Source organism: Nocardia sp. CDC153 (assembly GCF_035818515.1).
Lineage (GTDB): Bacteria > Actinomycetota > Actinomycetes > Mycobacteriales > Mycobacteriaceae > Nocardia.
Genome location: NZ_JAYKYU010000009.1, coordinates 61011 through 83340, shown reverse-complemented (window position 1 = coordinate 83340; position 22330 = coordinate 61011). Strand labels below are relative to the sequence as shown.

At 69.0% G+C, this 22330-nt stretch carries 21 protein-coding genes; 15 read left to right on the top strand and 6 right to left on the bottom strand.

The genetic code is table 11. From position 1 onward, the window contains the following. The first annotated feature begins 172 nt into the window (after positions 1-172). The 3 genes from VMT65_RS36605 (at position 173) to VMT65_RS36595 (ending at position 3720) form a co-directional block, all read left to right on the top strand. On the top strand, positions 173-1582 hold the full coding sequence (locus VMT65_RS36605; protein WP_326313282.1) for an FAD-dependent oxidoreductase: 1410 nt from the start codon (positions 173-175) through the stop codon (positions 1580-1582). A gap of 80 nt (positions 1583-1662) precedes the next feature. Further along, positions 1663-2547, top strand: a complete 885-nt coding sequence (locus tag VMT65_RS36600; RefSeq protein ID WP_442790387.1) for an amidohydrolase family protein — start codon at positions 1663-1665, stop codon at positions 2545-2547. A gap of 75 nt (positions 2548-2622) precedes the next feature. Next, positions 2623-3720: a CaiB/BaiF CoA transferase family protein gene (locus VMT65_RS36595; protein ID WP_326313281.1), complete on the top strand. Its 1098-nt coding sequence runs from the start codon at positions 2623-2625 to the stop codon at positions 3718-3720. 73 nt (positions 3721-3793) lie between these two features. Here the strand turns inward: VMT65_RS36595 and VMT65_RS36590 are convergent, their stop codons facing one another. Continuing rightward, entirely contained in the window at positions 3794-4330 is a 537-nt protein-coding gene (locus VMT65_RS36590) for a YceI family protein (protein WP_326313280.1), read from the bottom strand. A gap of 101 nt (positions 4331-4431) precedes the next feature. Between VMT65_RS36590 and VMT65_RS36585 the strand changes: the two genes are divergently transcribed. The 8 genes from VMT65_RS36585 (at position 4432) to VMT65_RS36550 (ending at position 12780) form a co-directional block, all read left to right on the top strand. Beyond that, positions 4432-5253, top strand: a complete 822-nt coding sequence (locus VMT65_RS36585) for a helix-turn-helix transcriptional regulator (RefSeq protein ID WP_326313279.1) — start codon at positions 4432-4434, stop codon at positions 5251-5253. 65 nt (positions 5254-5318) lie between these two features. Further along, positions 5319-7934, top strand: coding sequence for a helix-turn-helix transcriptional regulator (locus VMT65_RS36580; RefSeq protein WP_326313278.1), 2616 nt, complete (start codon positions 5319-5321; stop codon positions 7932-7934). A 198-nt stretch (positions 7935-8132) separates the two neighbouring features. Next, positions 8133-9026 (top strand): hypothetical protein, encoded by an 894-nt coding sequence (locus VMT65_RS36575; protein ID WP_326313277.1) that lies wholly within the window; start codon positions 8133-8135, stop codon positions 9024-9026. Between the two features lie 191 nt (positions 9027-9217). Continuing rightward, positions 9218-10207 (top strand): hypothetical protein, encoded by a 990-nt coding sequence (locus tag VMT65_RS36570; protein ID WP_326313276.1) that lies wholly within the window; start codon positions 9218-9220, stop codon positions 10205-10207. A 78-nt stretch (positions 10208-10285) separates the two neighbouring features. Beyond that, positions 10286-10615, top strand: coding sequence for a hypothetical protein (locus VMT65_RS36565; RefSeq protein ID WP_326313275.1), 330 nt, complete (start codon positions 10286-10288; stop codon positions 10613-10615). Between the two features lie 108 nt (positions 10616-10723). Beyond that, the gene (locus VMT65_RS36560; RefSeq protein WP_326313274.1) at positions 10724-11152 is read left to right on the top strand and encodes a DoxX family protein; all 429 of its coding nucleotides are present in this window, start codon (positions 10724-10726) and stop codon (positions 11150-11152) included. Positions 11153-11321: 169 nt separating this feature from the next. After that, entirely contained in the window at positions 11322-12245 is a 924-nt protein-coding gene (locus tag VMT65_RS36555) for a helix-turn-helix domain-containing protein (RefSeq protein ID WP_326313273.1), read from the top strand. Position 12246: 1 nt separating this feature from the next. Then, positions 12247-12780: a dihydrofolate reductase family protein gene (locus VMT65_RS36550; protein WP_326313272.1), complete on the top strand. Its 534-nt coding sequence runs from the start codon at positions 12247-12249 to the stop codon at positions 12778-12780. A gap of 22 nt (positions 12781-12802) precedes the next feature. Here the strand turns inward: VMT65_RS36550 and VMT65_RS36545 are convergent, their stop codons facing one another. Together VMT65_RS36545 and VMT65_RS36540 are read right to left on the bottom strand one after the other, a co-directional pair. Next, positions 12803-13363: a methylated-DNA--[protein]-cysteine S-methyltransferase gene (locus VMT65_RS36545; protein WP_326313271.1), complete on the bottom strand. Its 561-nt coding sequence runs from the start codon at positions 13361-13363 to the stop codon at positions 12803-12805. Between the two features lie 52 nt (positions 13364-13415). After that, positions 13416-13718, bottom strand: coding sequence for a hypothetical protein (locus VMT65_RS36540; RefSeq protein ID WP_326313270.1), 303 nt, complete (start codon positions 13716-13718; stop codon positions 13416-13418). A 62-nt stretch (positions 13719-13780) separates the two neighbouring features. Here VMT65_RS36540 and yczR point away from each other — a divergent pair, with 62 nt between their 5' ends. Next, positions 13781-15274 carry a MocR-like transcription factor YczR gene (gene yczR, locus VMT65_RS36535; protein ID WP_326313269.1) on the top strand — a complete coding sequence of 498 codons (1494 nt, stop codon included), beginning with the start codon at positions 13781-13783 and terminating at the stop codon, positions 15272-15274. A 79-nt stretch (positions 15275-15353) separates the two neighbouring features. On the opposite strand, the gene VMT65_RS36530 is transcribed toward yczR, so the two are convergent. Next, positions 15354-16643: an adenylosuccinate synthase gene (locus VMT65_RS36530; protein ID WP_040813938.1), complete on the bottom strand. Its 1290-nt coding sequence runs from the start codon at positions 16641-16643 to the stop codon at positions 15354-15356. A 274-nt stretch (positions 16644-16917) separates the two neighbouring features. On the opposite strand from VMT65_RS36530, the gene VMT65_RS36525 reads away from it, so the two are divergent. After that, positions 16918-17577 carry a hypothetical protein gene (locus tag VMT65_RS36525; protein WP_326313268.1) on the top strand — a complete coding sequence of 220 codons (660 nt, stop codon included), beginning with the start codon at positions 16918-16920 and terminating at the stop codon, positions 17575-17577. 58 nt (positions 17578-17635) lie between these two features. Further along, the gene (locus VMT65_RS36520) at positions 17636-18418 is read left to right on the top strand and encodes a site-2 protease family protein (protein ID WP_326313267.1); all 783 of its coding nucleotides are present in this window, start codon (positions 17636-17638) and stop codon (positions 18416-18418) included. A 185-nt stretch (positions 18419-18603) separates the two neighbouring features. Here VMT65_RS36520 and VMT65_RS36515 read toward each other — a convergent pair whose 3' ends face one another. Together VMT65_RS36515 and VMT65_RS36510 are read right to left on the bottom strand one after the other, a co-directional pair. Continuing rightward, on the bottom strand, positions 18604-19698 hold the full coding sequence (locus VMT65_RS36515; RefSeq protein WP_326313364.1) for an FUSC family protein: 1095 nt from the start codon (positions 19696-19698) through the stop codon (positions 18604-18606). A gap of 73 nt (positions 19699-19771) precedes the next feature. Next, positions 19772-20215 carry a DUF3151 domain-containing protein gene (locus VMT65_RS36510; RefSeq protein ID WP_326313266.1) on the bottom strand — a complete coding sequence of 148 codons (444 nt, stop codon included), beginning with the start codon at positions 20213-20215 and terminating at the stop codon, positions 19772-19774. Positions 20216-20298: 83 nt separating this feature from the next. Between VMT65_RS36510 and VMT65_RS36505 the strand changes: the two genes are divergently transcribed. Next, positions 20299-22239: an Rv0361 family membrane protein gene (locus tag VMT65_RS36505; RefSeq protein ID WP_326313265.1), complete on the top strand. Its 1941-nt coding sequence runs from the start codon at positions 20299-20301 to the stop codon at positions 22237-22239. Positions 22240-22330 lie beyond the last annotated feature (91 nt).

Sequence of the window (22330 nt, the reverse complement as noted above, 5' to 3'; positions counted from 1 at the left end):
AGAATCAGCAGAATTTCCGCTCCGGTGCGGGAATAGCAAGACCACGCAGCAACGCTGCAGCGTCGGGGGCCAACGAAGGTCGCCGAGGCCAGGGCGTCAACTTAGCCTAAGCTAAGAACGACGGCTAAGTTTTGACGGCAAGTTAGTTTCGACCCAAAGGGTGCGCGGAAGAATGACCGAACAGAGTGCAGCGACCCGCCCGCTACGCATTGCGATCGTGGGCGCGGGCCCGGCCGGTATCTATGCCGCCGACGCCTTGATGAAGTCCGATGCCCCCGCCGGGTTCGACGGGGTGAGCATCGACCTCTACGAGCGCATGCCCGCGCCGTTCGGCCTGATCCGCTACGGCGTCGCGCCCGATCACCCGCGCATCAAGGGCATCATCACCGCCCTGCACAAGGTGCTCGACAAGGACCAGGTCCGCCTGCTCGGCAATATCGACTACGGCACCGACATCACCCTCGAGGACCTGCGCCAGTTCTACGACGCGGTCATCTTCTCCACCGGCGCCAATGCCGACCGCGCCCTGGGCGTTCCGGGCATCGACCTCGACGGCTCCTACGGCGCCGCGGACTTCGTGTCCTGGTACGACGGCCACCCCGATGTGCCGCGCACCTGGCCCCTCGATGCGGAGAAGGTCGCCGTGCTCGGCGTCGGCAATGTCGCCCTGGACGTGGCGCGCGTGCTGGCCAAGACCGGTGACGAACTGCTGCCCACCGAGATCCCGCCGAACGTCTACGAGGGGCTGAAGGCCAACAAGGCCGTCGAGGTGCACGTGTTCGGCCGCCGCGGCCCGGCCCAGGCCAAGTTCACGCCGCTCGAGCTGCGCGAACTCGACCACTCCCCCACCATCGAGGTCATCGTCGATCCCGAGGACATCGACTACGACGAGGGCTCCGAGGCCGCCCGCCGCCACTCCAAGCAGGTCGACATGATCTGCAATACGTTGGAGCAGTGGGCCATTCGCGACGTCGGCAACCGCCCGCACAAGCTGTTCCTGCACTTCTTCGAGAACCCCGCCGAAATCCTCGGTGACGAGAACGGCAAGGTCGTGGGCCTGCGCACCGAGCGCACCCAGCTCGACGGCACCGGAAACTGCAAGGGCACCGGCGAATTCAAGGACTGGGACATCCAGGCCGTGTACCGCGCGGTCGGCTACCTGTCGCAGAACATCCCGGCCCTGCCCTTCGACGACCAGGCCGGCACCGTCCCCAACGAGGCCGGACGCGTGCTGGTCGACGAGAACGCCGACGGCAAGGACCGCTACGCGCCCGCCACCTACGTGACCGGCTGGATCAAACGCGGCCCGGTCGGCCTCATCGGCCACACCAAGGGCGACGCCAACGAGACCATCGCCTGCCTGCTCGACGACGCCGCCGATTTCGTCCCGGCCCCCAAGCCGGAACCCGAGGCCGTCACCGAGTTCCTCGAGGGCAAGGGCATCCCGTTCACCACCTGGGCCGGCTGGTACCGCCTCGACGCGCACGAGCGCGCCCTGGGCGAGCCGCAGGGCCGCGAGCGGGTCAAGGTCGTCGAGCGCGAGGAGATGCTCGCCGCCTCCGAGCCCGACAAGGTGTCCTGACCAGTACCGGACACCAGGTCCTGACCAGCGCGAATCCGCTTGCCGGACAAGGTTGTCCACACTTGTCACCGTTCTGAGGCATGCTGATCAACGTGTTCGATGCCCATCTCCACATCTTCGACCCGCGGTTCCCGCTGTCGGAGAACGAGGGCTACCTGCCCGACCCGTACACCATCGCCGACTATCGCAAGCGCATGTCCCGCTTCGATATCGACGGTGGTGCGGTGGTCAGCGGGTCGTTCCAGGGCACCGATCAGAGCTATCTCATGGCGGCGTTGGCGGCGCTCGGCGAGGGCTGGGTGGGCGTCACCATGCTGCCCGTCGACGCCTCCGACAAGCAGATCATCGAGTTGAACCGGGCCGGGGTCCGCGCGATCCGGTTCAATCTCAAGCGGGCGGGCGGCGATATCGTCGGGCTGACCATGCTGGCCCTGCGCGCCTATGAACTGGCCGGTTGGCATGTGGAGCTGTACATCGACGGATCCATGCTGGGCTCGCTCGAACCGGTCATCACCAAGCTGCCCAAGCTGTCCATCGACCACCTGGGCATGTCCGACGAATGCCTGCCCTACCTGCTCAACCTGGTCGACCGGGGCGCGAAGGTGAAGGCGTCCGGGTTCGGGCGGGTGTCGATGAACGTGGGTGCGGCGCTGCGGAAGATCCACACCGTCAATCCCGAGGCCCTCATGTTCGGCACCGATCTGCCGGGCACCCGGGCCGGGCGTCCCTTCCGCGATGCCGATCTGTCGATCATCGCCGACGCCGTGGGCTCGGACCTGCACCGCGTGCTCGAGGACAATGCCCGGGCCTTCTACGGTCTGCCCGCCAAGGACCGGACGCTCGAGGATCCGGAGTCCCCGCTGCGCAAGGCCTCCGGCGAGGTGCCCACCCTGCGCCTGCCCCGCTCCGAGCTCCCCACGACCCCGCCGCCGGACACCCTGCCCCTCCCGATTGTCGACCACTGAATCCGCGTTATTGTCATAACGTCAACACCGGCGTGGCGTCGGTGCGCAGGATTCGACGACGAACCGAGGTAGGGCGTGAGCACTCCATCCACCGCCAAGCAGGGCCCGCTCGCGGGCATTCGAGTGGTCGAACTGGCCGGTATCGGTCCGGGTCCGCACGCGGCACTGCTGCTCGCCGATCTCGGCGCGGACGTGGTGCGGGTGCAGCGGCCGGGCGGGTTTCCCGGCTTCATGGAGCGCCCGCAGTGGCGGGGCCGCACCATCGTCGAGGCCAATCTGAAGGATCCGGCCGATATCGAGAAGGTGCTCGGGCTCATCGAGAAGGCCGACGTGCTCATCGAGGGCTTCCGGCCGGGTGTCACCGAGCGCATGGGACTGGGTCCCGAGGTCGCGCTGGAACGCAATCCGCGGCTGGTCTACGGCCGCATGACCGGGTGGGGCCAGTACGGGCCGCTGGCCGATCGCGCCGGGCACGACATCAACTACATCTCGCTGACCGGTGTGCTGAATGCCATCGGCCGCAAGGGCGAACGCCCCGTCCCGCCGCTGAACATGGTGGGGGACTTCGGCGGTGGGTCCATGTTCCTGGTCTTCGGCATCCTGGCCGCGCTGGTGGAGCGACAGAATTCGGGCAAGGGCCAGGTCATCGACTCGGCCATGATCGATGGCGCGCTTGCCCTTTCGCACATGATCTGGGGCATGAAGGGCATGGGCCTGTGGTCCGACGAGCGCGGCACCAACCTGCTCGACACCGGCATGGCCTTCTACGACACCTATGAGACCGCCGACGGCAAGTACATGGCGGTCGGCTGCATCGAGCCGCAGTTCTACGCGGAACTGCTTCGGGGCCTGGAGATCTCGCCCGAGGGGCTGCCGCATCAGATCGACCCGGCCGGTCAGGATCAGTTGCGCAAGCTGTTCGCCGAGAAGTTCAAGACCAAGACGCGCGACGAGTGGTGGGCGATCTTCGAACACACCGACGCCTGCACCACCCCGGTGCTGACCTTCACCGAGGCCGAACAGAATCCGCACATTCAGGCCCGCACCGGCCTCATCGAGATCGACGGCGTCGTGCAGCACGCTCCGGCCCCGCGCTTCTCCCGCACCCCGTCGGGCACCCCGACCCCGCCGCCGGACGCGGGCACCCCGATCGAATCGGTCTGGGCGGACTGACCTCCCCCGGACGGCCGAACGCCCCCTGTGGAATCCACAGGGGGCGTTGACTTTTCCGATGCGGCGGGGAGAACTACGGGGCGACCAGCTGGATGTCGAGCTCGATGGCGATCTTGTCGCTCAGCATGGCGTTGGGCATGCCCGGGGCCACGCCGAAGTCGCTGCGCTTGATGGTGCCGGTGGCGGTGAAGCCCGCGTGCTCCTTGTTGTCCTGCGGGAAGACCTGCACGCCGCCCCACTCGACGTCGAGGGTGACGGGCTTGGTGATGCCGCCGATGGTGGCCTCGCCGGTGACCTCGAACTCCTCGGCCAGCGCGACCGGCTCCGGGACGCGGAAGGTCAGGTGCGGGCGGTTGGCGACATCGAGGATGTCGGCGCTGCGCACGTGGCCGTCGCGCATCTCGTTGCCGGTGTCGAAGGAGTCGAAGTAGATGGTGGCCTCGATGGCCGCCTCGCCCGCCTCGTTCACGACGAAACCGGTCTCGAAGCGGTTGAAGCGGCCGCGGACCTTGGAAATGCCCAGGTGCTTCACGGTGAAGCTGACCGAGGAGTGGTTGGCGTCGAGGGTCCAGGCGCCGGGGGCGAGGGTGGTCTGCTCGGAAGTCGTCATGGCTCGAGATTAAGTGGACTGTGGTCCGGTTATCCAGGCCGTAGTTATCCGGGTATTGGCAGGGCGGGGATAACGGGACGGGGACCGGGCACTATGGAGAGGTGTCTCGTTCCGAATTCGCCGAGTTCCTGATCGCACGCCGCGCCCAGCTGCAGCCCGAGGACGTCGGGCTGCCCGCCGGTCGGCGGCGGCGCACGCCCGGCCTGCGCCGCGAAGAGGTCGCGGCCCTCGCGGGCGTCAGCGCAGACTACCTGGCCCGGCTCGAACAGGGACGCGACACCAACCCCTCCACGGCGGTGCTGGCGGCGCTCGCGGATGCCTTGCGGCTCAATGAGATCGAGAAGCACCACTTCGGCAAGCTGGCGCTCGGCATGGAGCAGAAGGCCAACTGCCCGTCCGCCGGGCAGGCCCGCGAACAGGTCTCGCCGACCATGCAGGCGGTCATCGACGCCCTGCATCCCACACCCGCGTTCATACTCGGCCGCTGGCTGAACCTGCTCACCGGCAACCCGGCCTGGCGCGACTTCGCCGAGCCGCTCGGCATGTTCGACGAGGAGTCGCACGGCAACTTCGCCACCTTCGTCTTCGCCCATCCGACCGCCAAGAAGACCATCCTGAACTGGGACGCCGCCGCCGATATGGCCGCCTCGGCGCTGCGCGCGGCCGTGACCCGCTTCCCGGACGACCCGTCGGTCCAGAACTACATCACCGCGCTGAGCCGCTATCCGGAGTTCGAGCGACGCTGGCGCGAACACCGGCTCACCGACTTCCGAACCGTCGTGCTGAAGATTCAGCACCCGGTGCGGGGCGAGGTGGAGGTCGAGATCGAGACCCTGGATCCGGCCGCCGACCAGACCGTCATGGTCTGGCTGGTCGACCGGCGACAGGCCCGCCAACCCGGATTGCGGCTGGTCAACGAATAAAAGCCGCAGGTTCCGGGCATTTCGTTCCCGCTGCCCGGGCGCGTCGCGGGCACTACAGTTGAGCCATGGCTCGGAATTGGCCGATGGTCGAACGGGAGTCCGAACTCGAATCGATCTCCTCGGCGCTCACCGGCGACGACTTCGTCGGGGCGGTTCTCACCGGGGACGCGGGGGTCGGCAAGACTACGCTGGCACGGCAGGCCACCGCCGCCGTCGGCGGCAATATTCGTTGGGTCGCGGGGACCGAATCCGCCCGGAGCATTCCGCTCGGGGTCTTCGCGCACATGGTGGGGGTGTACACCGCCCACGATCCGGTGACCTTCATGGCCGCGGCGCGCGAGGCGCTGCTCGCCGACGGGCACACCATCATCGGCGTCGACGACGCGCATCTGCTCGATCAGCTCTCCGCCACACTGCTTTTGCAGCTGGCCATCGACAAGGCGGCGCACATCGTGTGCACCGTGCGCAGCGGGGTGCAAGTGCCCGACGCGGTGACCTCGCTGTGGAAGGACGGGCACCTGCTGCGCATCGACCTGCGGCCGTTCACGCAACGCCAGAGCGTGGAACTGGTGGAGTCGATGCTCGGCGGACAGCTCGAGGGCTTCACCGCCAACCTCATGTGGGAATCCTCCGGGGGCAACGCGCTGTTCCTGCGGCACCTGGTCGAGGGCGCGCTGGAGGCGGGGACGCTGCGGCAGGTCAACGGGGTGTGGCAGTTGCGCGGGCGCGCCGCCGTCACCTCGGAACTGGCCGCGCTGCTGGAGGATCGGGTGGAGCAGCTGCCCGACTCCGTGCTGCGGGTGCTGGAACTGCTGACGTTCTGCGAGCCCATCGATCTGGATGTGCTCTCGGAGCTGGCGGGCGAGGAGGCGGTGGAATCGGCCGAAACCCGCGGGCTCATAAGGATTGTGGAGAACAGCCATCAGCTGCTGGTGCGATACAACCATCCGCTGTTCGGGGAGGTGATCCGGCGGCGACTGGGCATCGCGTCGGCGCGGCGGCTGCGCGGGCGGCTGTATTCGGCGCTGAAGGATCGGCCCATCAATTCGGCGTCCGAACGCATCCGGCTGGCCGAATTGGCCTTGGACAGTGACAAATCCGCCGATCTCGAGCTGTTCCTGGCGGCGGCGTCGGATGCCATCGCACTGGCGAATCTCCCGCTGGGAGAACGCTTCGCGCGCGCGGCGGTGGAACGGCAGGGCGGCGTGGAGGCCGCCGATCTGCTGGGTCGAGCGCTGCTGTGGCAGGGTCATCGCATCGAGGCCGAACGCATGCTGGCCGGATTCGATCCGGATCAGATGAACGAGGTCCAGCTCGCGCGCTGGGGCACCACCCGGGTCTCGAACCTGCTGTGGTCCATGGGCGACGCCGACCGCGCCGACGCGGTGCTGGAATCGGTGCGCAGCCGGGTCACCAATCCGAAAATCATTGCGACACTGGATGGCCTGGCCTCGGCCTGCGCGGTCAACGAGAACCGCGTCGATGAGGCGTTCGCGCTCGCCGAACCGGTCATGTCCGCCACGGAAGTGCCCCCGTGGGCGGTGTACTGGGCGGCCTTCGGCGGCGGCCTCGCGCTGGCGCTCATGGGCCGCGGCGAAGCGGCCCGGCAGTACGCGGCACGCGGGCACGCCGTGGAATCCCATGTCGACGGGCTCAACCGGTTCATGTCCACACACGCCGAGGTGCTGGCCCTCACCTTCACCGGGGAGCTGGAGGCCGCACGGCGTTGCGCCGGAAGCAATTTCAGCTACTCCTCGCCGGGGCAATACCTGGCCTGGGGCTTCGCCAAGATCCTGCAGGGCACCGTGGACGTGGCGCAGGGCCAATTCCCGCAGGGCATAGACAATCTCGAACAGGCGCTCGCGGCGCTGGCCGCCGAGGGCGCGGCGGCCTGGATGTTCCCGGCGCACCTGCGGCTGGCCGAGGCCTACGCCGGGCTCGGGCGCGCCACCGAGGCCGCGGAAGCCATTGCGGCGGCGAGCTTCCGGGGTGGTCGGCACAGCGCGGTCTACGAGCCGATGCTCGAACTCGCGCGCGCCATGCAGGCCGCAGCCGAGGGCACCGCGACGCCCGCGATTCGGCTCGCTCTCAGCGCCGCCGATATAGCCGCGCGCAGCCATCAGCACGCCATCGAGGCCATGGCGCTGCACACCGCGGCGCGGTTCGGTGATCACTCCGTGGCGGGGCGGCTGGCGGATCTCGCGGCCCGCATCGACGGTCGGCTGGTGCAGGTGCAGGCCCGGCACGCGGTGGCGGTAGCGGCCCACGACGGGCCCGGATTGGATACCGCCGCAGCGGAATTCGAGAACATCGGGGCCTTGCTCTCGGCGGCCGACGCGGCGGCGCAGGCGGCATCGGCGCACGAGCGTGCGGGCGATCGACGACGGCTGCTGGAATCGGCGGCGACCGCGAATCGGCTGGCGGCCGCGTGCGGCGGGGCCTCGACCCCGGCGCTGCGGCAGTCCGCGCAGCCCCTGCCGCTGACCGCGCGGGAACGCGAGATCGCGAATCTGGTGGCGGCCGGGCTGTCGAACCGGCAGATCGCGGATCGGCTGACGGTGTCGGTGCGGACGGTGGAAGGTCACCTGTACCGGGCGTGCATCAAGCTCGATGTCACCGATCGTGAGGCGCTTGCCGAACTTATGCGTGGCGGGACATCTTCTAGCAAACTCGAGAACTGAAGGTGGTAGAGCGCTTGAAAACCGCTCTACCAGCCAAATGTGGGATATGTCTCGTTGCCCACCGTCAAACTATGCAAGCGCTCGAGAGAGGCTAGAGCAACAAGCTCTCAATCAGTTAACATCCCGCATCGTGTGAACCCGTCAAGGGTCACCTCCGGGGGGAGGTCGGGAAAATCTGATGAGGGTGGTGTTTTCGGCGTGACTCGTCGGCATCGTGAAGTGAATACCGGCGTGCTCCGTCACGCCATCCGTCCCGCCATCGGCATCCTGCCGCTGGCCCTTGCCATCGCCTGCGCGTCCGTCGCCCAGGCCGTCCCGCAGCCGGGCGTGACGACGAGCCCCGCGCAGCCGGGCGGCTCGCCGTCCGCGGTGCAGCCCGGGACCACCGTCTCGCCCGCCGCGCCGCAGTCGTCCCCGCAGGTCGACTACGTGGTGCCGGAGAATCACCGGCCGATTCCGGCCGAGACCGAGCCCGCGCCCGCCATCGACTGGCAGTCGCTGCACACGCCCGAGCCCGTCGAGCCGGTCGCGCCCATCGCTCCCCCGCCGCGCACCGTGCGCATCGGTGACTTCTACACCCCGGCCCCGGATGCGGTGCCGGACGAGATCCTGAATCCGGTCAACGACTTCTCGGCCGATGCCGAGGCCGCGCTGGCCACCGGGCTGCAGTCGATCGGCATCGACGCGTCCCGCTCCGACAAGATCGCGGGCATGACCGCGGCCGGTGCGGTGACCGGCGCTGCGCTGCTGGGCATTCCGGGCGCGGTGGCCGGTGCGGTCGGCGGCGGTGTCGGCGGCGGCATCATCGGTGCGGGCGTCGGCGCGGCCATCGGCGCCGGCGTCGGCGTCGGGATCGTCGCGGCCACCGCGGCCGCCGCGGGTGCGAGCACCGGCGGCATCGGCGCCGCCATCGCCGCGCCCGAGGCCATTCCGGTCATCGGCGGCGGCGCGCTCATCGGCCTCGGCGTGGGTGCCGCGGTCGGCGCGGTCGGCGGTGCCGCACTCGGCGCGGCCGCCGTCGGCATCCCCATGGCCGTCCTCGGCGGTGTCGGCGGCGGTATCGCCGGTGCCGCCATCGGCGGGGCGTTCTAACCAACTTCGCACCCCCAATTCATCGCTCTGACATGCGGATACATGTCGGGGCGGTGGCATGGGCAACGCCGGGCCGGGGGCGGGCGCGAATAACCGGCATCGACAGACGGTCCCCGGACCGGTGAAACGAAATATGTTCGGAAGGTGGGTGTTTCGGCGTGGGTCGTCGGCATCGTGAAGTGAAGAGCAGCGTGGCTCGACGGGCGATCGTCGTAGGCACCATCCCGTTGGCCCTCGCCGTGGCCTGCTCGACGACGAGCAACCAGCCGACCAAGGTCGCCGACGGCACCACGACGCAATCCCCCGCGTCGTCCCCCACCGGCACCCCGCAGTCGGGCAATACCGCCGCGCCCCAACCCAACCCGCAGCCGGGCCTCGCCGACCAGGGCGGCGCGAACACCGCGCCCGGTGTCCAGCCCGGCCCACGCCCCACCGGCGCGCAGCCCGGCGTCGCCCTCCCGGCCGGTGACCAGGACCGCCCGGCCCCGCGCCCGAGCCTGGCCCAGCCCGGCGTCACCGTCCCGAACCGCCCACTGCCGCAACCCCAGTCGCCGCAGTCCGACTACCCGATCCCGGCCAACTTCCGCCCGATCCCCAACCACGAGGCGGCCCCCGCGGTCGATTTCCAAACCCTGCACACCCCCACGGTGGTGGACCCGGTGCTCCCCATCGCGCCGCCCCCGCGCACGGTCCGCATCGGCGACTTCTCCACCCCCGCCCCAGAACAGCTGCCCGACAACATTCTCGACGGCGTGAACGGCCTCGCCGCCAACACCGAAGCGGGCCTCGCCACCGGCCTCAACTCTATCGGCGTCAACCCCAGCCGCTCCGACAAGATCGCCGCGGGCACCCTCGGCGGTGCCGCGATCGGCGCGGGCATCGGCGCGGTCGCCGCGGGCGTTCCGTTCGCCGTGGCCGGTGGCGCGGGCGGTGCGGCCATCGGTGCCGGGATCGGCGCTGTCACCGGTGTCGCGATCGGCTCCATCGGCGGCATCGCGATCGCACCGTGGCTGGCCCCTATTGATGTGGTCGGCGGCGGCATCGGCGGCGCGCTCATCGGCGCCGGTGTCGGCGGTGCGGCCGGAGCCGCGGCCCTCGGCGTGCCGGCCGCGGTCGTCGGTGGCGTCGCGGGCGGTGCCGCCGGAGCCGCGATCGGCGGCTTCCTCGGCGGCGCACTGTAACCGAAAGACCCTCGCAATCGGCGAATCCCACTGCGCCGCTTGCTTGTTTCACACAGCTCTTCACAAAGGGGAATTGCAATGAAATCAGGAATGCGCATCGTCACCGTCGCCGGGGCGGTCATCGCCGCCGGTGTGATCGGCACCCAGTCGGCCTCCGCCACCGCTCCGGTCATCACGACCGAGCCGGGCGGCGTCATCCGGGCGGACATCGCGCCCGGCGAGTGGTGGAACTGCGGCGGCTGGAGCCTGCAGCCCCCGTTCATCAACAGCGCCCCCGCCTTCGGCGCGGTGCAAGGCCCGGACACCCTCCGAATGACCTTCACCCCCGGTGCCGACGTCTGGGTCTTCTGCAACGGCACCGGCCTCCCCATCTACGACTGGAACCACATCATCAAGACCACCCCGTAGCCCCGGCCCTGAAGATTTTCGATGGCGGCGATGAGTTTTTCGGACCGGCTCCGTCCTTGTTGGTGAACGCGCTACCAACCCGGCGCGACCGACCAGAAGGAACACGAGATGACCGCCATCGCCGCCACCCAGACCACCGACGCCGTCCGTACCAACAAGATTCGCAATCGCGTGCTGTGGACCCTGCAGATTGTGCTCGGCCTGTTCTTCGTCATCGCCTCCGGCGGCCCGAAGCTCGTCATTCCGAAGACCCTGATGGAGAACAACGCCTCCGCTGCCTCGATCCCGTTGGGGCTGCTGGTGTTCATCGGGCTCGCCGAGGTCGCGGGCGGGATCGGACTCATGGTGCCCCGGCTGACCGCGGCCGCCGCGATCGGCCTCGCGATCGTCACCTTCCTCGCCGCTGGCTTCAACGCGTTCGTGGTTCATACCCCGGGAATGGCCCCGTTCCCGCTGGCGCTGGCCGGGATCTTCGCCTGGATCGCCTACGAGCGCCGCGCCTCGCTCACCGCCCTGGGTGCGCTGATCAACCGATGACCCACCCATGACGCCCGGCTACCGGCGGCGCCCAGCCGCCGGTAGCCGCGTTGTGCGTTTCGGGGACGGTCCGGTCGGGTTGGTCGGACCGTCCATCGCGCCGCTCGGTCCTGGGAGTTGAGCAAGATCGGTCAAGCGGGGTCGGGGGTGGGGTTGGGAGACTCGTCGGGTGGCCAAGAACGGACGGGATCGACTACGGGAATTGCTCGATGCGGTGCTCGACGAGGACAACACCACGCTCGGGGCGATGGCGGCCGATGCCTTTGTTTCGCCGTTTCATTTCACGCGGCAGGTCTCGCGCGGGATCGGCGAGCCGCCGGTGGCGTTGAAGCGGCGGGTGCTGCTGGAGCGGGCGGCATGGGAGATATCGACAGGTCGGTCGGTGACCGATGTGGCGTTCGCGGCCGGGTACGAGTCGGTGGAGGGTTTCAGCCGGGCGTTCAGCGCCGCCTTCGGGTATCCGCCCAGCCTGACGCCCACCGATGAGCGGCGGCCATGGTTGCCCGCGAGCAATGGCATCCACTTTCACCCGCCGATGTCGCTGTGGGTGACCGGCGGGCCGAAGGGAGCGGCCGGGCTGGATCCCACCACGCTGATGGTTCATCACGATGTCGATGACACCCGCGAACTGCTCGGCATGGCAGCGCGACTCGACGAATCGCGATACCGGCGGGTGCGGGCTCCGGGTCTGCTGGTGGAGTCGTTCCGGGGCCCCGAGGAATCGATTGCCGCCGTGCTCACCCATCTCATCGAGGCGAAGGAGATGTGGCTGGCCGCGATAGACGGCGAGGACGTCCCGACGGCCGGGGACGACGCCCTCCCGGAACTGGTGCGACGCCATGAGCGCGTGGCGGTTCGGTGGCTGGACACCGTCCGCGACATCACCCGGCGGGGCGGGTGGGACGACACCCTGATCGACGCGCTGTGCGAGCCACCGCAGAGCTTCGTCATCGGCAGCGTGATCGCCCACATCCTGAGCTACTCCGCCCACCGCAGACATCTCGTACGGCATTGGCTGCGCACCGAATTGTCCACCGCCGGAACCGAAATCGGAGACGGCGATCTCATCGAATGGCTACACCGGAGAGGCTGACGTGACCTTCAAGACCGTTTACCACACCGCCACCAGTCTGGACGGTTTTCTCGCGACGCCCGACCACAAGCTGGATTGGTTGCTGTCCCGGCAGGTCGACTGGGACGGCCCGCTGGGACTGAACCGGTTCACGGCCGGTGCGGGCGCAATCGCCATGGGCGCCAGCACCTATCGGTGGATCAACGAGAATTCCACCGAGCCATGGCCTTACGACATGCCGACCTGGGTGTTCACCCATCGTGAGTTTCCCGCATTCGACGACGGCCGCGACGTCCGATTCACCTCGGAGCCGGTGGCGGTCGTGCACCGGGAGATGGCCGCGGCCGCCGACGGCAAGGATCTCTGGCTGATGGGCGGCGGCGAACTGGTCGGGCAATTCGCCGATCAGGATTTGCTGGACGAAATCATCGTGTCCATCGCCCCCGTCACGCTGGGCGCGGGCGCACCCCTGCTCCCCCGGCGTCTCGAACTGAAGGCCGAGGAACTCGCCCACAACGGCGAATTCGCCTGCGTCCGTTACTCGGTCGTGCGCTGACGGTTCCCGGAACGAGAGACCTTCAGAAGAGGGTGGGTTCGCCGAAGCCGGGGGTGCGTTCTATTTCCAGGAGGTGTTGTTTGGTGGTCAGGCCGCCGGGTGCGGAAAAGCCGTGGAGGGCGTGGTCGGCGGCCAGGACTCGGTGGCAGGGGATGATCAGGGGGATGGGGTTGCGGCCCAAGGACTGACCTACCGCTTGGGCTCCGGAGGGGTGACCGATGCGGGTGGCGACGGCTCCGTAGTTGAGGGTGTGGCCCGGGTCGATGGCCCGGGTCACCTCGTAGACGGCTCGGTCGAAATCGTTGAGCGGGCTGGTGTCCAAGGGGATCCAGCGGAGATCGTCGAGGTCACCGGAGAGGTGGGCCTGAATTCCGGTTATGGCCTCGGCGATTTCGGGGGTGGGATCGGCTTCGCGCACATCCATCACGCGGTGGCGGCGCACGATGTGGGTGCGGGTGGCCTCCGGGTCGCGATCGGGGAGGGCGAAGCGGAGGACGCCGGTGGCGCTCCAGGCGATGGCGCAGACGCCGATCGCGGTGTCGAAGAGCGCCGCCGACGCCGAGGGGCGGGCCGGGGCGGACATAGGGCCAGTGTGCACGGTGGCACCGACAAGAAGTCCACTTCAGACCAGTTTGCTAGAACTGGACCGATTCGCCACGACAGGGGATGTGCGAGAGGGCCGCGACCGCGGAGGATTGGCGGCGGAAGCGGCGGATCGGGGTGGGCGGGCAGGCGTCGGGACGCAGGGAGGCGATGGCGGCCAGGTCCGAATATTGGCGCACGGCTTCATATTCGGCGACCGACCAGTCCGACATAGGGGCGTGCGGGCGGTAGCGCTCGAGCATGATGCCCCAGCGCTCACCGGACTTCGGGGCGAACCGGTACACCAGACCGGCGAAGGCGGCGACGATCACGAGGGAGGCGAGCAGAGCGACCATAGGGCAATGGTGGCCTTGTCGTGGACTTGAAGAAAATATCCAGTGCCCCGATACTGGCCTGTATGGCGACACGAGTTATCGGCGCGGCCAGCTTGACGCGCGATCTGGGTCGGTGGCGAAACGACGAGTCGGGAGCCACCGCCGACACCGGCAAGCGGTCGGCGCGGCCCGCCTACGTGGCACTGGCGGAGAGCATTCGCCTGCTCATTCACGACGGCCGCGCGCCCCTGGGCGTCGCGCTGCCCAGCGAACGGGATCTGGCCACCAGCCTCGCGGTCAGCCGCACCACCGTCACCTCCGCGTACGCGTTGCTGCGCGAGCACGGCTACCTGGTCAGCCGCCAGGGTTCGCGCAGCACCGTGGCCCTGCCGCCGACCGTCGTACACGACGGCGCGAAGCCGACCCGCAGCCTGCTCGCCACGATGGCGCAGCCGGACCTGCCGACCATCGACATGACCTATGCCGCCATGGCCGCCCCGCCGCAGATGACCGAGGCGTATTCCTTTGCCCTGCAAGGTCTTCCGACCTATCTCGGCACCCACGGCATGGACCCGGTGGGCGTGCTCATGCTGCGCGAGGCACTGGCCCGCCGCTACACCGAGCGCGGCCTGCCCACCGAACCGGACCAGATCCTGATCACCCTCGGCGCACAGCACGGCCTGCGCCTGCTGCTGAACGTGCTCACCACGCCCGCCGAGCGCGTCCTCATCGAGCACCCCACCTACCCGAACGCCATCGAGGCGATTCGCGATGTGGGCGCGCGCCCGGTGCCGGTTCCCCTGCGCCCGGACGGCTGGGATCTGGATGGAATCCGCAGTGCCGCACGGCAGACCGCCGCCAGCGCCGCCTATCTGATTCCCGACTTCAACAACCCCACCGGTCACCTGCTGGACACCGAGGGCCGCGCCGAGCTGGCCGCCATCGCCCGCGAGACCCGCATGACGGTCATCGTCGACGAATCCATGGTCGACCTGAACCTCTCGGATCTCGAATCCCCGCCGCCCGTGGCCGCTTTCGCCCGCAATGCGGAGATCGTCACCATCGGCTCGGCCTCCAAATCCTTCTGGGGCGGCCTGCGGGTCGGCTGGGTGCGCGCCAACCAGTCCCTCATCACCAAGCTGCTCGGCATTCGCTCCACGGTCGACCTGGGCACCCCGGTCATGGATCAGCTGGCCACCGTCCACCTGCTGCGCAATGCCGACGAAATCCTCACCGCCAGAAGGGATCAGCTCCGCGCCCGCCGCGCCGTGCTACTGGAATCCCTCGCCGAGGAACTCCCCGACTGGCGCATCACCCCGGCCGTCGGCGGCATGTCCCTGTGGGCCCAACTTCCCACCCCGGTCTCCACCGCCCTCGCCGCGACGGCCCCCAACCACGGCGTCTTGCTCGCCGCCGGACCACGTTTCGGCGTCCAGGGCGCCTTCGAACGTTTCATCCGCCTCCCCTTCACCCACGAGGAACCCGACATCCGCCTCGGCGTGAAGTCCATCGCCGCCGCCTACCAGGCCCTCACCCCCCACGCCGCCGATCCATTGGCACCCCTCATCACCTACTGACACCAACCCCCGTCGAAACGAGTTCGGCCCCACCGCATCACAGGCGGTGGGGCCGAATTGTTCAGTGCTCAGCGCAAATTCACGCGAGGATGTCGTGGCGGACGATGGTCTGGTCGCGGCCCGGGCCGACGCCGATGCACGAAACCCGGGCGCCGGACAGCTCTTCCAGGCGCTTCACGTAGGCCTGGGCGTTGGCCGGGAGATCCTCGAAGGTGCGGGCTCCGGAGATGTCCTCCCACCAGCCGGGCATCTCTTCGTAAATCGGCTTGGCGTGGTGGAATTCGGTCTGGGTGGTGGGCATCTGCTCGACGCGCTCGCCGTCGATCTCGTAGGCCACGCAGATCGGGACGGTGTCCAGGCTGGAGAGCACGTCCAGCTTGGTGAGGAAGTAGTCGGTGATGCCGTTGACGCGGGTGGCGTAGCGGGCGATCACGGCGTCGAACCAGCCGGTGCGCCGCGCGCGGCCGGTGGTGACGCCGACCTCGCCGCCGGTCTTGGCCAGGTAGGTGCCGGACTCGTCGAAGAGCTCGGTCGGGAACGGGCCGGAGCCGACGCGGGTGGTGTACGCCTTCAGGATGCCGAGCACCGTGGTGATCTTGTTCGGGCCGACGCCCGCGCCCACGGCCGCGCCACCGGCGGTCGGGTTGGAGGAGGTCACATACGGGTAGGTGCCGTGATCGACATCGAGCAGCGTGCCCTGCGAACCCTCAAGCAGCACGATCTCGTCGCGCTCCAAGGCCTGGTTGAGCAGCAGCCGCGAGTCGGCGATGCGGTGCTTGAAGCCCTCGGCCTTCTCCAGCACCTCGTCCACCACCTGCTGCGGGTCCAGCGCGCGGCGGTTGTAGATCTTCACCAGCACCTGGTTCTTGAATTCCAGTGCGGCCTCGACCTTCTGGGTGAGGATCTTCTCGTCCAGCACGTCCGCGACGCGGACGCCGACGCGGGCGACCTTGTCCTGGTAGCAGGGGCCGATGCCGCGGCCGGTGGTGCCGATCTTCTTGTTGCCCAGGAAGCGTTCGGTGACCTTATCGATGGCCACGTGGTACGGCATGATCAGATGCGCGTCGGCCGAGAGCAGCAGGCGGGAGGTGTCCACACCGCGCTCTTCCAGACCGGCGAGTTCGGCCAGCAGCACGCCCGGGTCGACCACGACGCCATTGCCGATGACGTTGGTCACATCGGGGGTGAGGATGCCGGAGGGAATCAGGTGCAGCGCGAAGCTCTCACCGTTCGGCAGCACCACGGTGTGTCCCGCGTTGTTGCCGCCCTGGTATCGAACTACCCACTGAACGCGATCACCGAGCAGATCGGTCGCTTTGCCCTTGCCCTCGTCGCCCCACTGGGCGCCGATCAGCACGATTGCCGGCATGTGAGTGTCTCCTACGGGTTCGACGCGCAGCACCCCGGTGCTGCAGCTACCCGCCGTCAGAAGGCGGTGGCCGTAGGCACACTTTACTGGATGGCCACATACGTCCAGGTATAAGGCCCGACTCCCAAAAAACCGGACGTAACGGATGCGCAGCGAGGGCAGCGTGGCTATTGAGACAGGGTTATGGTGACACGGGGAGAGGGACCGGCAGGGGGTCCATCGGAACGCAGCGAGGCGGATAGGTGTTGGCAAGCCAGAGGAGGGTGTTCGGCAGTTGAGTACCCATGTTCTCCGCTGCGACGGCGCGCCGGTTCCCATCGCGCTGGCTTCCCTGCCCCTCACCCAGACCTCGGCCATTCCCGATACGGGCGTGTTGGACGAGTTGCTCCCGGTGATGGCGGCCGACAGCCTGCCCCGACTCATCGTGCTCGGTGAGGACGCGGGCCTCGCGGCCGTGCTGACCCACCTGATGCGCACCGAACGCCTCGGCGTCGAGATCGGCTACGTGCCCATCGACCGCACCTACGGCTCGCGCGCCTACGAGACCGGCACCGGTTCGGCGGCCGCCAAGCGCGCCCTCGAGGGCAAGGCCACCGAGACCCCGCTCATTCGCGACGACACCGGCAAGGTGCTCATCGGCCGCGCCACCATCGTGGGCGAGGCGGGCGCGAAGCTCGAGGGTGAGGCGTACGTCGACGACACCCGGCTGTTCACGGGAAAGGTCGCGGCACTGCACGTTTCGCCGATGCTGGAGATGCCGGGTCTGCACGCCACCGTGCAGCGGGGGCTGCGCAAGAAGCGTTGGGTCGAGGGGCGTGCCATGCAGTTGGGCACGCACGGCGCGATCGTCACCCGCGACGGAATCACCGCCGACCGCCTGGTGAAGCGGTCCACTTTCTATCGACACCACGAGCCTTGGCTACTGGTTCGCTGATTCACCCCCAGAATGGGAATCGGCAGATCCGCAAGGCCGACCAGTTGGGAGTACACAGGTGAATTACCCGCGCGCGGTGGGACGGCAGTCGGGGGCGGTGCGGCCCAGTCCGGTGTTCCTGCTCGTCGTGGTGATCACGGTGGCGGGCGGCGCGCTCGCGTGGGACGCCGATTACGGCACGCGCACAGCCCAAATCGGGGTGTTCATTCTGGTGGTGGCGGGCTGGATCGTGTCGGTCTGCCTGCACGAGTTCGCGCACGCGTATGTCGGCTGGCGGGCCGGGGACCGCGAAGTGGAGATGCGCGGGTACCTGACGCTGAATCCACTCAAGTACAGCCATCCCCTGCTGTCGATCGGATTGCCGCTGTTGTTCATCGCGCTCGGCGGCTTCGCGCTTCCAGGTGGCGCGGTCTACGTGCACTCACACAACTTCAGCCCGCGCACGCAGCGGATTCTGAGTGGCGCGGGCCCGGCCGTGAACGCGGTCTGCGCGATCATCCTGCTGATGGTCGTGCGCCTGTACGGCAGCACCCATGCGCACTCGGCCTTCTGGTTCGGCCTCAGTTATCTTGCGTTCCTGCAGATTACGGCGACGGTGCTGAATCTCATCCCGATTCCGGGCACCGACGGATACGGGATTCTGGAGCCTTCGCTGAGCTATCAGACGCGGCGGTCACTCGATCAGATCAAGCCGTTCGGCATCTTGATCCTCTTCGCGCTGCTGTTCACGCCGCAGGTCCGCGATATCTTCTTCACCTTCGTCAACACCCTGTTCGACCTGTCGGGTCTGTCCCGGTACTGGTGGACCGAGGGGTACTGGCTGACCCGATTCTGGGCGTGAGCATCGACGTGGAGGAGCCGCCCGGACGACCCGGTTGCCGGGCGGCTCCCTTCGCGGTACCGAACTACCCCTCGCGAGTCCGGCCTGATACGAACGGTAGAGCGACACAGGCGGTTCAACGCGAGTAGCGGACTACTCGAAGATCAAGAGCAGACCCCCGCAGCCGGGCGAATCGGCCACGTGCGTCAATCGATCGGCGTCACATACGGATTCGCCACGGTGGGCGGCAGCAGTGCCATGGCCGAGAGGCGGCGCATGCCGCAGACCTGCATGAGATCGACGACGATGGAACGCAACTGCGCGAAGACCACGTGGGCCGACAGCCCCGCACCGGCCACCAGATCCTTGGTCGCGCCCTTGCCGACCGAGCGCAGCACCCGGGTGGCCTCGGCGGGATCGGGCTTCTCGTCCGGGTCGGCGAGCATCATGCGGCGCACCACGTCCACGGCCTGCCCCAGCTTCTCGACCTCCGCGATGAGTCGGGGGTCGAGCACCTCGTCGTCGCGGACCGAGGTGAGCGCGCGGCGCAGCAGCACGCGGGTATTGCGGATGGCGTTGTCGAGCGGGTCGGCGGCCTCGCGCAGACGGCCCAGCCGGGCGCGAGAGTTCCAGTACAGCGGGGAGATTCGAATGATCTCCCGACTGCCCTCGAGCGTATTGCGCATGGAGTCGATCGCGCCCTGGGTGCCGCGGGCGGCCTCGAGGGCCCGCTTGATCTTGTCGGCGTCGTGCTCGAGCAGGCCGTCCGCGCATTCGGTGAGCGCCGTGCCCATCACCTCGAGGATTCCAGCGGCCTGCTCGCGGGCGCGGCGCACCGGGTGCAACGGAATGGCCGCCACCACCACGATGCCGACCAGTCCGCCGATGAGGGCGTCGATCATGCGCAGTCCCGCACCGCCATTGCCGGGCGGGTAGAGGGTCGCGACCAGGACGGCCGAGCTGGCGGCCTGCATGGTGATGACCGGGCCGCCGTCCAGGAAGACGGCCGCGCACATGGCGATCAGCACCAGCAGCACGATCTGCCAGCCGCCGGTGCCGACCTGGGTGACGAACAGGTCGCCGATGCCGATGCCCACGGCCACGCCGACGATCAGCTCGACCGAGCGGCGCAGCCGCGCGCCGAAGGAGACGCCGATGGAGATCATGGCGGCCATGGGCGCGAAGAACGGGCGCTCGTGGCCGACCACATTGTGGGCGATGAACCAGGCGACGCCCGCACCGACGGCGCACTGCACGATCGGCAGCAGCGAGGACCGCACGCGCGCGGCGGCGCGGCGCATGCGGGTGAGGCTGCTCTCGCGGGCAGCGTCGAGGGTTTCGCCTAGGGCGCCGCTCAATTCGGCCGCCGCGGGATCAGTCGAGGCCGAGTTCGGCGGCCGCGCGCGGGTCGCAGTCCTCGAGCAGGTCGAGGCAGCGCGCGTACTCGTCGGTCTCGCCGATGGCGCGGGCGGCCTTGGCCAGCGCGCCGACACTGCGCAGGAATCCCTGATTCGGTTCGTGGCTCCACGGGACCGGGCCGAAGCCCTTCCAGCCGTTGCGGCGCAACAGGTCCAGGCCGCGGTGGTAGCCGGTGCGGGCGAACGCGTAGGCGGAGATGACGTCGAGATTGACCTCGCCCTCGGCCTGCTCGCCCCGCGCGAGGGCGGCTTCGGCCAGGTGGGCCCAGGCGATGGAGGCGGTCGGATGCGCCGCGGCGACCTGCACCGGGTCCTGGTTCTGCAGCAGCGCGTCCTCGGCCTCGATGTTTTCCGGAAGGAGGACCGGCTGCGGTCCGAGCAGATCACCGAAGGAGGTCATGCCGATCATTCTGCACCGCCGCCCGGATTGCTCAGTAGGCTGACCGTCGAATCACAGTTCCGCCGATACGAGGGGTGCAGCGCGTGTCCGACCCGAAAGACGACCAGCAGCCACAGGGCCCGGCCGACTCGGCGGCCCGACCCGCCGCAGGTAACCCGGACACTCCCGCCACTCCGAACCCGGCCGACCAGTCCACTCCCGGCCCGGCAGACAAGCCCGCCGCCGCGAGCGACAAGCCCGCCGACCAGGCCCCGCCGACGGCCGCCACCGAGGTGATCCCCTCCCCCAACGCCCGCACCGAGGAAATCCGCACCGGCGCACCGAAACCCGCCGCACCCGGATCCGGCTTCGCCACAATCCATTACGAGGCCCCCAAGCCGAACGGCCCCGCGGGCGCGTCACGAGTCCAGCCACCCGCGCCCGGCCGCCCCGCCCCGACCCCTCCCGCGCAGGCAGCGAAGAACGAACCGGCCGGACAACCCACCTCCGCAGGGCAGTCCGGCCCCAGCGGCCAGGCCCCGGCCGCGGCCGGAAGCGGCGTGCCCGGACGTGAAGGATCCGGGGCGTTTTCGCCGCAGAGTGCGCCGAGTGGGCAGCCGCAGGCTCCGGGGCAGGTCGGCAAGGGAGGGCAGGGGCCCGGGGCTCCGTCTCCGGCCGACGCGCCCACGCAGTTCATTCCGATTCAGCGGCCGGGTGGGGAGAAGAAGGCCCCGGAGGCGGGTGGCGATCGGCCGGACCAGGGCGGTTCGGCCGATGCCGCGGCCGCGGACGCGACCACGCAGATGATCAAGATTCAGCGGCCGGATCAGGCGGCCCAGGGCGAAAAGGCCAAGGAGGCCAAGCAGGCCAAGCAGGCCAAGCAGGCCGAGGAGACCAAAGAGGCCGGGAAGAAGCCCGCGCCCGAGGATGTTCCGACGCAGGGCATGGCGGAAGTCGATGCCGGAGACGGTGATTCGGGGACGCCCGGCGACAGCGCGGAGCAGGCCGACGGCAAAGCCGACGGCAAGGGCGAGTCCGCCGCGCAGCCGGAGCCGGAGAGCGCGGACGCCGGGGACGCGAAAACCGTTGTGATCAAGAAGGTTCCGAGCCCCGCGGAGGATGCCACCACCGCGTTACCGATCGTGAACGGTGAGGCGGGGACCGAGAAGATTCGGGTTTCGGGCCCGCAGGGGCGGCCCGTGAGCAAGCCGCCGCAGACCCCGCGCGGGAATGTCGGGCCGCGCAATGCGGGTCCGCGCGCCGCCGGGCCGGTGCCGGACGCGCCGGTCGAGGAGACGCGACCCGCGCCGCCGCGGCCACCGATGGGCCCGCGCCGCCCGGCCACCGCGCCGTCGCCCGCGGATATGCAGCCGACCACCCCCGGTCAGCCGATCGGCGGGCCGCGCATCGCCGCGCCGCAGCGGGTCGGCGCGGGCGCGCCGCAAGGTCCCGGACCACAGGGTCCGCGCGGGCCGCAGGGTCAGGACGCCCCGGGACAGCCCGGGGCGCAAGCCGGTCCGGCCGTGCAGGATGCACCGGCCCCGGTGCTCGCGCAGCCGCAGCGGGTGCCAGCCGTGGACGCGGACTCCGGCAAGGCCGCCGGCGGGTCCAAGAAGAAGCTGTGGATCATCCTGGCGGCGGCCGCGGTGGTGGTGATCGCGATCATCGGCGTGGTGCTCGGGGTGGTGAAGCACAACAACGACAATTCGCCGGAAGCCTTGGTGCAGAACGCGGTTACGTCCTACACCGACGCGTTGAACAGCGGGAACCTGGATACGCTGCGCGCGGTGACCTGCGGCAACCAGCACGACTTCTATCAGAAGATCTCGGCGGACCAGTTCACCAGCGTGTATCGGACGTCCAAGGAGCAGAAGAGCATTCCGCGGGTGAAGAGCATCGACGCCATCCAGGTCACCGGCGATACCGCCATCGCGCAGGCGACGGTCTACACCGACGCGGATCCGAACAAGACCTCCGCGCGCACGTTCGATCTGCGGAACGAGGGTGGTTCGTGGAAGGTGTGTGATCCGCAGAACGGGCACTGACACCTTCGCGGTCCCCGCCGCGATAAACATCACAAACACCTGGTCATCGGTCCGATACGCCGGTAGAGTCGCCCGGATTGTCTGGGCCAGC

What these genes read in the sequence shown, in the direction of transcription:
- VMT65_RS36605 (WP_326313282.1), top strand. Translation starts at nt 173, where the DNA reads ATGACCGAACAGAGTGCAGCGACCCGCCCGCTACGCATTGCGATCGTG.
- VMT65_RS36600 (WP_442790387.1), top strand. Translation starts at nt 1,663, where the DNA reads ATGCTGATCAACGTGTTCGATGCCCATCTCCACATCTTCGACCCGCGG.
- VMT65_RS36590 (WP_326313280.1), bottom strand. Translation starts at nt 4,330, where the DNA reads ATGACGACTTCCGAGCAGACCACCCTCGCCCCCGGCGCCTGGACCCTC.
- VMT65_RS36580 (WP_326313278.1), top strand. Translation starts at nt 5,319, where the DNA reads ATGGCTCGGAATTGGCCGATGGTCGAACGGGAGTCCGAACTCGAATCG.
- VMT65_RS36565 (WP_326313275.1), top strand. Translation starts at nt 10,286, where the DNA reads ATGAAATCAGGAATGCGCATCGTCACCGTCGCCGGGGCGGTCATCGCC.
- VMT65_RS36560 (WP_326313274.1), top strand. Translation starts at nt 10,724, where the DNA reads ATGACCGCCATCGCCGCCACCCAGACCACCGACGCCGTCCGTACCAAC.
- VMT65_RS36545 (WP_326313271.1), bottom strand. Translation starts at nt 13,363, where the DNA reads ATGTCCGCCCCGGCCCGCCCCTCGGCGTCGGCGGCGCTCTTCGACACC.
- VMT65_RS36540 (WP_326313270.1), bottom strand. Translation starts at nt 13,718, where the DNA reads ATGGTCGCTCTGCTCGCCTCCCTCGTGATCGTCGCCGCCTTCGCCGGT.
- yczR (WP_326313269.1), top strand. Translation starts at nt 13,781, where the DNA reads ATGGCGACACGAGTTATCGGCGCGGCCAGCTTGACGCGCGATCTGGGT.
- VMT65_RS36530 (WP_040813938.1), bottom strand. Translation starts at nt 16,643, where the DNA reads ATGCCGGCAATCGTGCTGATCGGCGCCCAGTGGGGCGACGAGGGCAAG.
- VMT65_RS36515 (WP_326313364.1), bottom strand. Translation starts at nt 19,698, where the DNA reads ATGCGCCGCGCCGCCGCGCGCGTGCGGTCCTCGCTGCTGCCGATCGTG.
- VMT65_RS36510 (WP_326313266.1), bottom strand. Translation starts at nt 20,215, where the DNA reads ATGACCTCCTTCGGTGATCTGCTCGGACCGCAGCCGGTCCTCCTTCCG.